General features: G+C 58.4%; 11 protein-coding genes. 6 read left to right on the plus strand and 5 right to left on the minus strand.

All coding sequences use genetic code 11. The features are described from left to right. Positions 1 to 43 precede the first annotated feature (43 nt). The gene (gene waaA / locus G516_RS0100585) at positions 44 to 1,327 is read right to left on the minus strand and encodes a lipid IV(A) 3-deoxy-D-manno-octulosonic acid transferase (RefSeq protein ID WP_028292003.1); all 1,284 of its coding nucleotides are present in this window, start codon (positions 1,325 to 1,327) and stop codon (positions 44 to 46) included. A 92-nt stretch (positions 1,328 to 1,419) separates the two neighbouring features. On the opposite strand from waaA, the gene hldE reads away from it, so the two are divergent. The 3 genes from hldE to lpxL are packed head-to-tail and all read left to right on the plus strand — an operon-like array spanning position 1,420 to position 4,792. Beyond that, a complete protein-coding gene (hldE, locus tag G516_RS0100590) occupies positions 1,420 to 2,850 on the plus strand; it encodes a bifunctional D-glycero-beta-D-manno-heptose-7-phosphate kinase/D-glycero-beta-D-manno-heptose 1-phosphate adenylyltransferase HldE (RefSeq protein WP_028292004.1) in 1,431 nt (476 codons plus the stop codon). Between the two features lie 3 nt (positions 2,851 to 2,853). Continuing rightward, the gene (rfaD, locus tag G516_RS0100595) at positions 2,854 to 3,822 is read left to right on the plus strand and encodes an ADP-glyceromanno-heptose 6-epimerase (RefSeq protein WP_028292005.1); all 969 of its coding nucleotides are present in this window, start codon (positions 2,854 to 2,856) and stop codon (positions 3,820 to 3,822) included. Between the two features lie 40 nt (positions 3,823 to 3,862). After that, positions 3,863 to 4,792, plus strand: coding sequence for an LpxL/LpxP family Kdo(2)-lipid IV(A) lauroyl/palmitoleoyl acyltransferase (gene lpxL, locus G516_RS0100600; protein WP_028292006.1), 930 nt, complete (start codon positions 3,863 to 3,865; stop codon positions 4,790 to 4,792). A 515-nt stretch (positions 4,793 to 5,307) separates the two neighbouring features. On the opposite strand, the gene G516_RS0100605 is transcribed toward lpxL, so the two are convergent. From G516_RS0100605 to G516_RS23585, 4 genes are all read right to left on the minus strand, one after another. Further along, a complete protein-coding gene (locus G516_RS0100605; protein WP_028292007.1) occupies positions 5,308 to 6,954 on the minus strand; it encodes a hypothetical protein in 1,647 nt (548 codons plus the stop codon). Between the two features lie 201 nt (positions 6,955 to 7,155). Then, positions 7,156 to 7,671 carry a hypothetical protein gene (locus tag G516_RS0100610; RefSeq protein ID WP_051218794.1) on the minus strand — a complete coding sequence of 172 codons (516 nt, stop codon included), beginning with the start codon at positions 7,669 to 7,671 and terminating at the stop codon, positions 7,156 to 7,158. Between the two features lie 102 nt (positions 7,672 to 7,773). Further along, positions 7,774 to 9,546, minus strand: coding sequence for a GspE/PulE family protein (locus G516_RS0100615; protein ID WP_028292009.1), 1,773 nt, complete (start codon positions 9,544 to 9,546; stop codon positions 7,774 to 7,776). Between the two features lie 43 nt (positions 9,547 to 9,589). Beyond that, positions 9,590 to 10,846, minus strand: coding sequence for a CYTH domain-containing protein (locus tag G516_RS23585; protein WP_051218795.1), 1,257 nt, complete (start codon positions 10,844 to 10,846; stop codon positions 9,590 to 9,592). A gap of 53 nt (positions 10,847 to 10,899) precedes the next feature. Here G516_RS23585 and argE point away from each other — a divergent pair, with 53 nt between their 5' ends. The 3 genes from argE (at position 10,900) to G516_RS0100635 (ending at position 14,315) form a co-directional block, all read left to right on the plus strand. After that, positions 10,900 to 12,069, plus strand: coding sequence for an acetylornithine deacetylase (gene argE / locus G516_RS0100625; RefSeq protein ID WP_028292010.1), 1,170 nt, complete (start codon positions 10,900 to 10,902; stop codon positions 12,067 to 12,069). A gap of 121 nt (positions 12,070 to 12,190) precedes the next feature. Further along, on the plus strand, positions 12,191 to 13,495 hold the full coding sequence (gene argA / locus G516_RS0100630) for an amino-acid N-acetyltransferase (protein ID WP_028292011.1): 1,305 nt from the start codon (positions 12,191 to 12,193) through the stop codon (positions 13,493 to 13,495). Positions 13,496 to 13,502: 7 nt separating this feature from the next. Next, positions 13,503 to 14,315: a spermidine synthase gene (locus G516_RS0100635; RefSeq protein WP_036533720.1), complete on the plus strand. Its 813-nt coding sequence runs from the start codon at positions 13,503 to 13,505 to the stop codon at positions 14,313 to 14,315. Positions 14,316 to 14,422: the final 107 nt, after the last annotated feature.

Below are 14,422 nucleotides of genomic sequence, written 5' to 3' on the forward strand. Positions count from 1 at the left end.
CGATTGATGGCGCTTTTTTGTGTCTGTTATTTACCGCAGTCAGCTACCGCTCGTTAGCCTGTACCAGCATGGCCAGCAGATCGGCCTGACGAGCCACCGCTCCACGGCTACGTTCCACCTGCTTCAAACCGGCCTTGCCCATGTTTTCACAGGCGCTGTCGTTGGCCAGCAGGTTGGCCAGGTCCAGTTCCAGTTCTTCGACGCTGGTGAGCGTCAGAGCACGAGCGTCGGCCAGCTGCTCGACGATTTGCTGGAAGTTGAAGTAGTGCGGCCCCATCAGCACCGGTTTGCCCAGTGCCGCCGGCTCAATCGGGTTATGGCCGCCGCGCTCCACCAGCGAACCGCCCATCAGCACCACGTCCGATGCCGCCAGATACGCCATCATTTCGCCCATGGAGTCGCCTATCACCACCTGCACCAGCTCGTTGACGGGTGTGTCGAGGTTGAATTGGGAGCGGCGTTCAACCACAAAGCCGTCGTCCATGGCCTGTTGGTAAACACTGTCAAAACGCTCGGGGTGACGCGGCACCAGCAGTAACAACAAGCCGGGGATTCGGCTCTGCATACGAGCCAGGCAATCCAGCAACAGACTGTCTTCACCTTCGTGGCTGGAGGCCAGAATCAGCACCTTGCGATCTGCTCCCCAATGGTTGCGCCACTGCTGCGCCAGTTCCAGCGACGCCTGATCGACGTTAACGTCAAACTTGATGCTGCCGGTGATTTTCAGTTGTTCGGTGGGCAGTCCCAGCTGCAAAAAGCGGTCGCCATCGACCGGATTCTGACAGGCCACGCAGCTGAGCCGCTGCAGCATTGGCCGGGTAATGGCCGAGAATTTGCGATAGCCCTTGGCCGAACGGGCCGACAGCCGGGCATTGGCGAGCAGGCTGGGCACCTTGTGGCGGGCACACCAGCGAATCAGGTTGGGCCACAGCTCGGTTTCCATCACCACCAGACAGGCCGGTTTGACCCGTCGTCCAAACAGCCACCAGATCCACGACAGGTCGTACGGCATAAAACTGTGTTCCACCCGATCACCAAACAGGCGCTGCACCTGTTCCGCGCCGGTCGGGGTGGTGCTGGTGACCCACACAACGCGATCCGGGTAACGCTCGATCAAGGCTTCGATCAGGGGTTTGGCTGCCAGGGTTTCCCCCACTGAAACCGCATGAACCCACACCGTACCGGGCTGCTCCATGCGTTTGACGAACCCCAGTCGCTCACTCACTCGCGCCCGATATCCCGGGTTCTTGCGACCGCGCCACCACAGCCTGCCAAGCAGGATAGGCAGTAGCAGGGTAAGGAGCAGCGAATAGGCAAATCTGGCCACAGTAAAGATCCGTCGTTTGAGTGGGCCAAAATGGTAGCACACAGGCGCGCTATGCTAGACTGCCGCCTTCATTTTCAAGGCTGCAAACATCGATGGAAGTACAGGTCCCGGATTTCCACACTGCCCGAGTGCTGGTGTGTGGTGATGTGATGCTGGATCGTTATTGGCACGGTCCAACCTCCCGAATTTCGCCGGAAGCTCCGGTACCCGTGGTAAAGATTCACGACAGTGAAAACCGCGCAGGTGGTGCTGGCAACGTGGCGCTGAACATCGCCTGTCTGGGCGCTTCAACCCAGTTGCTGGGCATTACCGGAAAGGACGACAACGGCCAACAGCTGCAGTCCTTGCTGCAACAAGCCGGTGTTGAATGCCACTTCCTGCAACACCCACATCATCCAACCATCACCAAGCTGCGCATCATCAGCCGTCAGCAGCAGTTGATTCGACTGGATTTTGAAGAAGCCTTTCACGCCACCGACCTGACCAGCCTGTACAACGACTTTGATCAGCAAGTGGCCAACGCCGGTGTGGTGATTCTGTCTGATTACGGCAAGGGCTCACTGAGCAACCCGCAGCGACTGATCGAATCGGCCCAGCGCGCCGGCGTACCCGTGCTGGTCGACCCGAAAGGCACCGACTTTGAACGCTACCGTGGCGCCACGCTGATCACACCGAACCTGAGCGAATTTGAAGCCGTGGTCGGCAGCTGCCCGGATGACGATACGCTGGTCGCCAAGGGCCAGGCGCTGTTGCAGGAATACGACCTCGAAGCCGTGCTGGTAACGCGCAGCGAAAAAGGCATGACCCTGATTCGCAAGGACCAGACACCGTTCCACCTGCCAACCCGCGCCCGCGAGGTTTACGACGTTACCGGTGCTGGCGATACCGTGATTTCGGTGCTGGCGGCGTCATTGGCGGCTGGAGCCTCCATGGAACACGCCACAGCATTGGCCAATACCGGTGCGGGCGTCGTAGTTGGCAAGCTGGGTACCGCCACCGTCACCACGGAAGAACTGCGCTCCGAACTGCGCAGTGAAAGCCATCAGGGAGCTGGCGTTTTTGCCGAAGACGCCCTCGCCCAACTGGTGGAAGAAGCCCGTCGTCGCGGTGAAAAACTGGTGATGACCAACGGCTGTTTCGACATCATTCACCCGGGCCATGTGCAGTACCTGAAAGAAGCCAAGGCATTGGGCGACCGCCTGTTGGTGGCGGTCAACACCGACGAATCCGTCGCTCGCCTGAAAGGGCCAACACGACCAATCAACCCGCTTGATCACCGCATGGCGGTACTGGCCGGATTGGAGAGCGTCGACTGGGTAGTGCCCTTCGGCGAAGACACCCCGGAGCGGCTGATCTGCCGCTTGCTGCCGGATGTACTGGTCAAAGGCGGCGACTACACCATCGAACAAATCGCTGGCGGCAAGTGTGTGCAACAAAATGGCGGCGACGTCATCGTATTAAGCTTCAAGGACAACTGTTCCACCACCGCCATCGTCAAACGAATTCAGAACGCTGAGGATTAATCCATGATCATTGTTACCGGTGCCGCAGGCTTTATTGGCGCAAACATTGTCAAAACCCTGAACGGCATGGGCCGTACCGACATCATCGTGGTCGACGATCTGAGCAATGGTCGCCAGTTCTACAACCTCAACGACTGCGATATTTTCGACTACCTCGACAAGGATGACTTCATCCAGCGCGTCGCCAACAACGACGGCATCCTCGACGACGTTGAAGTGATTTTCCACGAAGGCGCTTGCTCCGACACCACCGAGTGGGACGGCAAGTACATGATGGAAAACAACTACGAATACTCCAAAACCCTGCTGCACGCCTGTCTGGACAAGAAAATCCCTTACCTGTACGCCTCCAGCGCAGCGGTATACGGCGGCAGCGCGGTGTTCAAGGAAGAGCGCGAACACGAGCACCCTCTGAACGTCTACGGCTATTCCAAGTGGCAATTCGACCAATACGTGCGTCAGCTGCAAGCCCGCAAGCCTGAGCTGTTCCAGAGCCAGGTGGTGGGTTTCCGCTACTTCAACGTCTACGGCCCGCGTGAACAGCACAAGGGCGGCATGGCGTCGGTAGCGTTCCACTTCAACAACCAGATTAACGACAACGGCATCTGCAAGCTGTTTGGCGGCTACGACGGCTATGAAGCCGGTGAACAACGCCGCGACTTCGTCTTTGTTGGCGACGTGGTGAAGGTCAACCTGTGGTTCTGGAACAACCCGGACAAGTCCGGCATTTTCAACCTAGGCACCGGTCGCTGCCAGAGCTTCAATGACGTGGCTGACGCCGTCATCAGCTGGCACGGCGAACAGGGCACACAAGCCTCGAAGGAATACGTTGAATTCCCGGACAAGCTCAAGGGCGCTTACCAGAGCTTCACCGAAGCCGACATCTCGGCCCTGCGTGAAGCCGGTTACAGCGATGAGTTTGCCGATGTGAAAGCCGGCGTGTACCAGTACATGGACTGGCTGAACAAGTAAGCGAGTCCATCCAACCCGAGCATTCAGACGAAACCATCGCATGTCAGACTCCTCACAAGGCCGAATGCCGCCCAAACAACTGCTGCATCCGCGCTACTGGCCCAACTGGATTGGTGTCGGCCTGCTGGTCGCCACCACCTACCTGCCGTACACCCTGCAAATGGCCATTGGTAAAACCCTTGGTCTGATCCTGCACAAGGTGGCGCGCAGCCGCCGTCATATTGCCGAAGTGAACATGGATCTGTGCTTTCCGGAAAAATCCGCCGCCGAGCGCGCTGCGCTGGTGCGGCAGATTTTTATCGATAACGGCAAGGGCATGATGGAAACCCTGATTGGCTGGTTCCGGGCACCGGATCACCTGGCTGGTCGTACCCGCTTCCACGGCTTCGACAAACTGCGTAAGGCGCAGGAAGAAGGCAAAGGCGTGCTGCTGCTGGGCGCCCACTATTCCATGCTGGATCTGGCCGGGGCATTGTTTATCACCCAGCTGCCCGCCAACATCAGTTATCGCCCACAAGACAACCCGGTGATGAACTGGCTGATGGAACGCCGCCGTGCGCGACTGTACATCGACTGTTTCACCCGCAAGGACATCCGTGGCTTTATTCGCTGCCTGAAAAAAGGCCAGATTCTGTGGTACGCCCAGGATCAGGACTTTGGCCGCAAGAACAGCATCTTTGTGGATTTCTTTGGCATCCCGACGGCGACCATCACCGCCACCTCACGCATCGCCAAAGCCGGTCAGGCCTATGTGATGCCGATGACCTACTTCCGCGCTGAAGACAACACCTACGACGTCACCATTCACGACCCGCTGCCGATCCCGAGCGGCGACGAAGTGGCCGACGCCGAACTGGCCAACAAGTTTATTGAAGACCAGCTGCGCCAGCACCCAAGCCAATACCTGTGGTTGCACCGCCGCTTCAAGACACGGCCGGTGAAAGGTGAGTCGTTCTACAAGAAGAAGTGATTTGTCTGGGGTCTGGACAATAGTGTGGGAGAGAGCTTGCTCTCGATAAACCATCGGCAGCAAGCTGCCTCCCACAGAACAGGATGGGCACTCGTGTCCATCAGCTTGTGTCAGATGGCAGTCGCTTCGCGTCTTTATCTGACCTACGCGCTCAATGAAGACCAGCCTGTAAACCATGAAAAACCGCGTGCCGGCTACAAAAAACCGCGCATCGAGATGAGCCGTTTTTTTGTGAAAGCGAATAGAACATCACGGCCATGGATGGCCGGATAGCCCGGTTAAGGCATGGATGCCGCATCCGGGCGAGTTCGTTGTGAGCAAAAACAAAAAACGATTAGCGAATCGGTAGCGCAAAGCGGAGGGGATGGCCTACCGCCGGGGAGAGAAGCTCTCCCCAAGAGGTAAAAGGCTCAGCGTTCTCGCGATAGTCTCATCGGGAATAAGACTGTACGTCCCGATTCACTCCCACAAGACAGAACACCGCAGCACCAGATGGCCACGTGGATAAAAAGCGCTTACTCCAGCACGGCGTCAGCGACGCCGGTACGTTTACCCGCGGCGTCGTACAGCACTTCCTGCTTACTGACCAACTCACCGAACGGGTTGTATTCAAACAAAAACACTTCCCGACCACGCGCATCAAACTCCGATGAGCGGCACGGTGCGCCCTGCATGTCGTAGTGCACCCGGTATTTCAGCAGCCCATTCTCGAAGGTTTCCGAGCTGAGTTTTTCGTCGGAGTCGTCATAGGCAAACACCGTGGTTTGGCCACTGACCTTGTCTTCCACTTTCGACACCCGGGCAGCGGACAAATAGTGCACCGAATCCGGGGTTTCAATGCGCAACCCCTCGTCGGTTTTGCTGACGCTCTGAACGTGGCTTGGCACTCCGCCAGCCACCATTTTCTGCACCCGCAGCAGCTTCAGTACCCGCTGCAGTTCTTTCATGTCATCGGACACCTGACGCTGGTTATGGCGCAGCGAATCCAGTTCCGATGACACATTGGCCTGTACCTGATCCAGATGCTGGCTCAGCTCGCCGTGACGGCGTTTCATCAGCGCCGACATATGATCCAGCGCTTTCTGCCAATCGTCCGACATCGCCAGTGTGGTGGCCTTGAGGTCGTCAACGCTGGCGTTCAGTTCTTCATCCACCATCACCACGGGAGCCACTGGTGCTTCCGCCACCGGCTGGCTGGCCTGCTGCGCCAGTTCGCTGGTGATATCAAGCATCGGCTGCATCAGCACCGACAGCTCGGCCAGTTCCTGACTGAGCGACTCATGGCGACGCTGAAAGGTATCGATGTCCAGCTGCTGGCGCTCCAGAGTGCTGACCAACTGCTGGGTTTTGCCGGTGCTGTCGTTAATGTCCATCAACTGATGACGCTGGGACTGTAACGAGCGCTGCAGGTCGTTCAGCACCAATGCGGCATCGTCCAGCAGGGTGTGGTTTTCAAAGGCTTTTTCGTAAATCACCTTAAGCTCGCGCAGTGCCACCAGCTGCTGTTCGCCCACCGGAGCCAGCGCTTCGGTGAGCCGGTCCGGCAGTATCTGGTCGGCTTGTCGCTGACCATTGATCACTGTGGCGATGGCTTTTTTCAGCACCCCGACTTCACTGTCGAGCTGATGAAAGTGGGCGCTCATGTTCGACAGCATACGCTGGGCCGATTCGCTCATTTTCATCAGTGCGTCGTTGTGATGGGCGAGGTTGCCCTGAATGCTGTCGCGTACCTTGTCGGAGGTTTCACGAAACGCCGCCACCGAGTCGCGGGTGAGGGTTTCGATCAGCTTTTGCTGACGACGGTGATTATCCGACAACAAATCCTGGATACGGGTATTGCCGGTTGTGGCTTCACTGAAGGCCAGCTCCTGTAATTCCAGCGCACGCTGGGACAGGTTGCCGTTCACCTGTACGCTGGTGCGGATCTCTTCGCTGTCGCGGGCGAGGTTCGAGAGATTAACTTCAAAGTGATCCTTCACTTCACTGACCATGTTTTCGAGGCTGTCGCGGCTTTCGTTATCGTGCTGATGCTGGGCCTTGGCCAGCTCATCCAGACGGCGTTGCAGCTTGCCCACCCGGGCATTGGTCAGAATCAGCAACACCACCACGCACAGCAGGGTCGCGCCTTGCAGGGCCAGAGGAAGTAACTGGCTGATGTCCATGCTTGTCTCCACACATTGCAGTCACTGCCAACCGGTTTGTCGCGGCGAGTTTTGGCGTCCCGGCCAGCAAGGAATCATCAATCGGAAAGGGGAAATAATGTAGTCCGGTTGCCGCTGGAACACCAGCGACATGGACAACAATTGGACGTATTGGGGAGAAAAAGGGCGTCGCTGTCCGGCCCGCTGAGCCAGACGGACCAATCAGGCCGGACGGGTCACACGCAGGAAGGTTTCCTGCAGCACCTGAACGTCGTTGGCAGCCCGGTGGCGGCCAATGTTCATTTCGTCCCAGAGCGACTTTTTGGTGTCGTGCCAGGCTTCCATTTGCTCCGGCGTCAGCAACCGGTTGATGGTTTCAAGCCGGAACCGCTGCACCAGCTCGGCTTCTTCAAACAGCCGTCCAAGCCAGCTGCTGTCGAAACTCCAGGCATCGGTGTAGAGGGTTTTGCCACGCAGGGCTTCGTTCAGTTTGAGTGCGGTTTCACGGGCACTGAGGCCATCGCGTTCCAGCAGTTCACGGGAAATGCCGTGCATGGCCTCGGCGTCGTCGCTCCAGTGAACCCAATCCGGTGCCGGGCGCACCAGACAGCTGTGCACCACGCGATCCTCCAGCGCATAGCCGATTTCAATCGGATAGCTGCCAGAACCAAAGCCGGACGCTTCGAGATCAATAATGGCGGGAACCTGTGCCTGCACCGTGTTTACCTGTTCAGTCATTTTCTCATTGTTCAAAGTGTAGCCACTTTTCAGCGTGGCTATGTACCCAAGGCGACATGATTGACAAATTGCCAGTCACAACCGCCCTCGGCATCATGATCGTTAGCCATGGCCGCGCCCAAGCGGCGCAACTCGCATGACTTCTTCGATGGTGGTCATCCCGGCCGCCACCTTGTGGGCTCCGCTCAGTCGCAGACTGTGCATGCCTTCTTTCATTGCTGCCTGACGCAGCTTGATCTGGTCGGTCGCCTCGTTCACCAAAGGCTCCAGACTTTCCGACATTGGCATCACTTCGTAGATGCCCATGCGGCCCATGTAACCGGTGTTGCGACACTCCAGACAGCCTCCGGCAACGTAAACGTATTCGGGGGTTTTCACCAACCAGGGCGCGGTCAGCTGTTTCCACACCGTCTCGTCGGTTTTCTGCTTCTGCTTGCAATGCGGACACAGGGTTCGTACCAGTCGCTGCGCCATCACCCCCAGTACGCTGGAGCGAATCAGGTAGGCGGGCAATCCCAGTTCCTGCAAACGGGTAAACGCCGACGGTGCATCATTGGTGTGCAGGGTCGACAAAACCAGGTGGCCGGTCAAGGCCGCCTGTACGGCAATTTCGGCCGTTTCCAGATCCCGCACCTCGCCCACCATGATGATATCCGGGTCCTGACGCAGTAATGCCCGCACCCCACTGGCAAAGGTCAGGTCGATGCCACTTTGCACCTGCATCTGGTTAAACGACGGCTCGACCATTTCGATCGGGTCTTCAATGGTGCAGACGTTCACCTGTGGTGTTGCCAGCTGCTTGAGGGTCGAATACAGCGTGGTGGTTTTACCGGAACCGGTTGGGCCGGTGACAAACACGATGCCGTGGTTATTACCCACCATCTGCTGCCAGCGACGCTGGTCTTCCTTGCCAAACCCCAATTCGTTAAAGCTGCGTACCAGCACCGAGGGGTCGAAAATACGCATCACCATCTTCTCGCCAAAGGCGGTCGGCAAGGTCGACAAACGCAGTTCCACTTCCTCGCCCGCAGGTGTGCGGGTTTTCAGGCGGCTGTCCTGGGGCTTGCGCTTTTCAGCGATGTTCATGCGTCCCAGTGACTTCAGTCGCGCCACCACCGCATTGCCCACCTGAGCAGGCAACTCGTACACATTGTGCAGTACCCCATCGATCCGGAAGCGCACATGGGCAACGTCACGACGCGGCTCGAGGTGAATATCACTGGCGCGCTGATCGAAGGCGTATTGCAGCAACCAGTCAACGATGTTGACGATGTGCTCGTCGTTGGCATCCGGCGCCCGCGCCTTGCCAAGGTCGAGCATGGATTCCAGATTCTGGACCGCACTGCTGCCCTGATGGTCCCCTCGTGCCCGACTGACCGAATTGGCCAGCTGGTAGAACTCGACCCGGTAGCGTTCGATGGCGCTGGGCGAACTGATCACCCGTTTCACCATCCGCCGCGAGACGTGCTCAACGTCGGAAATCCAGCCACTGACCTGCGGCTCGGCAGAAGCCACCCACACCTCGTCAGCGGTGACCTTGACCGCCAGAATGCGGTGGCGTTCCGAAAACGCGTAGGACATCACGTCGGTAACCGCACTGACGTCAATTTCGAGCGGATCGATGGCAAAAAACGTTTGCTGATGTTGCTCTGCCAGCCATTCACACAAACGATCTTCCGTCAGCTGTTTGCCGGGCTGACGGGCGTCGGCCAGATTCTGGCGGGCAATGAAGGTCAGCGGGTGCAGGTCGGCCTCACCGTCCTGTCGACGGGTGCCAAGAGCCTGCTCGTAGTCTTCCGGCGTCAGCAGGGCAGACCGGCGCATATCCTCCAATAACCCCGACAGGGTCAGGCGTCGATCTGAGCTGGACTGCATGAATGTTCTCCTGTGACTGCAAGCGGGCCGTCAAGCGGCGGCATCATGGTGTGTTCGCGGCCTGAATACCAACATACCATTGCTGTATTGACGACCATGGCAACCGATCGGTATCCGCTTCTGTATCAGCGTCTGTAACTGCTGAGCTATCCAGCGGATTCTGTGCCAATGTTAGCGCAGCCAGCTGTTGCACCAACTGATCCAGCGCGGGATCAAGGGTCGGAGCAGCGGCTGTCAGCCGCGGGGCAGCGGATTCTGCTGGCTGAGTGTGAAGATTGAATAACAATTCTCCCCACTGCAGTAATTTTTCTGCACCATTTTTGGCCATAGTGTCGGAAACCGCAGCAGATGATGCGGCTGACCTGACGGTCAATGCAATGACCAGCAGTTCAGAAACCAACGTCTGTCCCAATTTGGTCAGTGCAACGGCACCATCGCTGGCCAGTTGGGTCTGTAACCGCTGGCTAAGTGGCAGTAACTTCAGCGCCGCCAGCGCCAGCGAGTCGGTTGCGGCATTTACCGCTGCTTCTAGTGTTGTTTCCGGTGCTGCTTCCTGTACTGCGGCCGGTTGCTCGAGCCAGAGACTCTGCTCAAGGGCCCGTTTAAGGTGCTCAAAATTGTGCTGCAACGCCGTCAGTAGCTCGGCGCTATCGCACGCCTCGGCCAGCAAGGCATCCGCTTTGGGTTGCCAGGCCCGCCCCATACCAACCAGTGCAAAGCCACGTTCGGCCTTGCTGATATCACTGAGCCACAGCGGCAACGTCTGGCACAACGACTGCGCCAGTGGCCACAGGCACGCGGCATCGCCCTGCAACAATTCCAGCTCCAGTTCGCACAGTGGTTGCTGCTGTTCCGCGGCCAGAACCGCGCCACGGTCCATCACCAGTTCAACCCGATTGTCGCCTTGCTGCCACAGCCAACGGCGACGCTCGAAGTTGGTTGCAAACAGCGGAATCAGGTCGGCAACCGCAACGTCCTGTGGCCAGCAAGCCTGCACCTCGTCCGAGCCTAACAGCTGTTCGTCGAGCTGCGCCGAGGCCAACGGCCAGTTCCATTCACGACGACGGGTAAGGCCGCCCTGGCTGTCGCCACGGGTCTTCAGGGTTTGCTCAAACGAGTCGCCTTTCTGGCGAATACGCAGGGCGCAGGCAGCACGCGACAGTCGCGCATCCGGCGTGTCATAGTAGCTGTTGTTCAGCGTGAATTGTTGGCTGCTGCCAGCCAGCTGATCCAGCGCCTGGCACAGCAGGTCAGCCTGTTGTGGCTCGAAGCGCAATTTGAGTTCGATTTCGTAGGTCATGGCGCTATTGTCGTGACCCCATACATAGAGCGCAAGCTCAAGGTCCGTGCCGCATGTCGACTTCTGTCAAAAAACTTCCTTCCATCGTCGAATCCATGTCCACCCTGATCAGCCAGAACAGCATCAGCTCGGTCTTGCCGCAGTACGATCGCAGCAACATGGACGTTATCCACAGTCTGGCGGAATGGTTTGAGGCCCTCGGTTTCGAGGTCGACGTGCTGCCGATTGCCGGCGAGCCGGGCAAAGCCAATCTGCTGGCTACCATGGGCAAGGGCGACGGCGGTCTGGTGCTTAGCGGCCACACCGATACCGTGCCTTGCAACCCGGAAAAGTGGACCTCCGATCCGTTTACCCTGACCGAGCGCGACGGCAAGTATTACGGCCTTGGCACCTGCGACATGAAGGGCTTTTTCTCGTTGGTGATCGAAGCCGTACAGGCGTTCAAGGCCGGCGACTTCAAGCAGCCATTGATGGTGCTGGCCACCGCCGATGAAGAAAGCTCCATGACCGGTGCACGGGCGCTGGCAGAACAGGGCAAGGTCAAAGGCCGCTATGCCGTCGTCGGTGAGCCGACCAGCCTGCGTCCGATCCGCATGCACAAGGGCATCATCATGGAAACCGTGCGCCTGACCGGCAAGGCCGGGCACTCGTCCAACCCAGATCTGGGCATCAACAGCATTGATGCCATGCACGATGTGATTGGCGAATTGCGCAACCTGCGCGGCGAGCTGCAACGCAACTACAGCAACGCCCATTTTGCCGTGTCGGTGCCAACCCTGAACCTCGGCTGTATCCACGGTGGCGACAACCCCAACCGTATTTGTGGCAGCTGCGAACTGGCGTTCGACTTACGTGCCCTGCCGGGCATGAGCAACGACGACCTGCGCGAACAGATCCGTCAACGGCTGAACCCGATCGCCGAGCAGAACAAGGTCGAGTTTGAGCTGGAAACCCTGTTCCCGGGCGTCGAGCCATTCGAAACCGCCAAAACCAGTGCTTTGGTGGAAGCCGCCGAACGCCTCACCGGCTACCAGAGCGAAGCTGTGGCCTTTGCCACCGAAGCGCCGTTTTTGCAGGCACTGGGCTTTGAAACCATCGTGCTGGGGCCGGGCAGCATTGATCAGGCCCACCAGGTGGATGAGTTCATTGCCATCGACCAGATCGAACCCTGCGTTGAGCTGCTGCGCTCGCTGATTCAGCGTTTCTGCGTAGACGCCAGCTGAGCAAGCACATCACACCGACCGCCACCCTGCTTGCGGTCGGTGTGGCAAACACTGGTGACGAACCACGCTGCGTGATTAAATTCAGGCCAGTTTTTAACCCACACCAACATGAGAACCCGAGTTGAGCACTGACACCACCGCGTATGTGCAGTGGTTTCGCCAGTCATCCCCTTACATCAATGCCCACCGCGGCAAGACGTTTGTGGTGATGTTTGAAGGCGACGCCATCGCACATCCCAATTTCACCAATGTGGTACAAGACATCGCCCTGCTGAACAGCCTTGGCGTGCGTCTGGTACTGATCCATGGCGCCCGTCCACAGATCAACACCGCATTGCGACGATTGGGAGCCAAAAGCGCGTTTCACAACGACCTGCGCATTACCGATGCCCAGGCGCTGACGGCTGTGAAAGCGGCGGTGGGGTATGTCAAAGCCGACGTTGAATCGCACATGTCGGTCGGTTTGCCGAATACGCCGATGCACGGTGCCCGCATGCGGGTGGTGAGTGGAAATTTTGTGACTGCACGGCCTTTGGGCGTGATTGACGGCGTCGACTTTCAGCACACCGGCGAAGTACGCCGTATTGACCACGCCGCCATTACGGACCTGCTCAGTGCCGGTAACGTGGTGCTGCTGTCCTGTTTGGGCTATTCGCCATCCGGCGAGGTGTTCAACCTCGCGGTGGAAGACGTTGCCCAGCAAGCGGCAATCAGCCTGCGGGCCGACAAACTGATTTTGATGGGCGGCCATGATGGCCTCGCAGATAACGGCGAAACCCTGCATGAAGTCACCTGTGGCGAACTGCAACAGTACCTCGGCCAGTTCGACGGCGAAGCCCGTCATCATGCCGAAGCGGCGCTGAAAGCCGTGATCGCCGGTGTTCCTCGTGCGCATCTGGTCAGCTACCTCAACGACGGCGCCATGCTGGAAGAGCTGTTCACCCGTGAAGGCAAGGGCACCATGGTGACCCAGGACCCCTACGACCAGCTGCGCGCCGCGCGTATTGAAGACGTCGGCGGCATTCTGGAATTGCTGAAACCACTGGAAGACGCCGGCATTCTGGTGCGCCGCTCACGCGAGTTGCTGGAAACCGAAATCAGCCGCTTCCACGTGATTGAACGCGACGGCATGATCACCGCCTGCGCGGCGCTTTATCCGTATTCGGAAGACCGTGCTGAACTGGCTTGTGTTGCCGTACACCCCAGCTATCGGGGCGGCAGTCGCGGCAAACAACTGCTGGAACAGCTGGAACAGGAAGCCCGCCGCCGGCAGTACAAACAACTGTTTATCCTCACCACCCGCACCGCCCACTGGTTCATCGAACAGGGCTTTGTGGCGGGTGCAGTGACAGACCTGCCGGAAGAACGCCAGAAGCTCTACAACTTCCAGCGTAACTCCAAGGTGTTTTTGAAAAACCTGCTGTGAGCCATCCATGAAAGCCAGTGAATGGTTTCTGCTGCATTTTGAAATCCACCGCCGCTCCGACGAATGGGGCATGATCCAGGTGTTCGATGACGGTAACAAACGCTACCTCAGCTTTGGTACCGCCGACGAACAAAGCTGCCAGCTGAAACACAAGCCGCTGCAACTGCAACATGACTACAGCCGCGCCATGCTGGCCAGCCTGCTGATGTTTGGCGAGCAAGCCCCCCGCCGCATGACCATGCTCGGGCTGGGTGGCGGCTCCTTGCCCCACACCGTGCATGAACTGCTGCCCGGCTGTCAGATCGACGTCGCTGAACTGCGGCCCGCCGTGGTACAGGTAGCACGGCAGTATTTTCAACTGCCACGCAGCCCGCGGCTGCACATCCATACCGGCGATGCCGGTGCCTGGCTCGACGACGCCGAAGCAGGCCAGTGCGACTGGCTGATGTCGGACCTGTTTCTGTCCGACGGGCTCGACCAGCAGCAACTGCAAACGCTCTTTCTCGATCGCTGTCATCGCCACCTCAAGCCAGCGGGCTGGCTGGTGCTGAATCTGTGGCGCGAACACCGTGATCAGGCCGACTGGCTGAATCACCTGAAGCGCCAATTCGATCAGGTACTGCACGCCACCACCAAAGACGGCAACTGGATCGTCTGGGCCCGCAAAGCCCACAGTGTCGACCATACCGACGGAACATCTGCCACGGTGACGGAGTCAGACGCAAAACAGCAAGCCAAACACTGGTCTGCCAGCGTCGGCTTTAATCTCTGGCAAAGCGCCCGGCCGTTCTTCAAGCACCGCCAGAAACAGCCGAAATAGCTCTGATCATCGACGTTGCTGGTTTCCATTTCGGAAACTGACAATCACTGACAAATTGCTGTCGTATTTTTGCCTTTGCAACGGGTCTGTAAAACACCCTGAGTACA

It is taken from the genome of Oceanobacter kriegii DSM 6294 (genome assembly GCF_000422845.1).
In the GTDB taxonomy this organism is placed as follows: domain Bacteria; phylum Pseudomonadota; class Gammaproteobacteria; order Pseudomonadales; family Oceanobacteraceae; genus Oceanobacter; species Oceanobacter kriegii.

Coding starts and splice junctions, on each gene's coding strand:
- rfaD (WP_028292005.1), top strand. CDS start 2,854: ATGATCATTGTTACCGGTGCCGCAGGCTTTATTGGCGCAAACATTGTC.
- G516_RS0100610 (WP_051218794.1), bottom strand. CDS start 7,671: ATGACTGAACAGGTAAACACGGTGCAGGCACAGGTTCCCGCCATTATT.
- lpxL (WP_028292006.1), top strand. CDS start 3,863: ATGTCAGACTCCTCACAAGGCCGAATGCCGCCCAAACAACTGCTGCAT.
- G516_RS23585 (WP_051218795.1), bottom strand. CDS start 10,846: ATGACCTACGAAATCGAACTCAAATTGCGCTTCGAGCCACAACAGGCT.
- G516_RS0100605 (WP_028292007.1), bottom strand. CDS start 6,954: ATGGACATCAGCCAGTTACTTCCTCTGGCCCTGCAAGGCGCGACCCTG.
- G516_RS0100615 (WP_028292009.1), bottom strand. CDS start 9,546: ATGCAGTCCAGCTCAGATCGACGCCTGACCCTGTCGGGGTTATTGGAG.
- G516_RS0100635 (WP_036533720.1), top strand. CDS start 13,503: ATGAAAGCCAGTGAATGGTTTCTGCTGCATTTTGAAATCCACCGCCGC.
- hldE (WP_028292004.1), top strand. CDS start 1,420: ATGGAAGTACAGGTCCCGGATTTCCACACTGCCCGAGTGCTGGTGTGT.
- argE (WP_028292010.1), top strand. CDS start 10,900: ATGTCGACTTCTGTCAAAAAACTTCCTTCCATCGTCGAATCCATGTCC.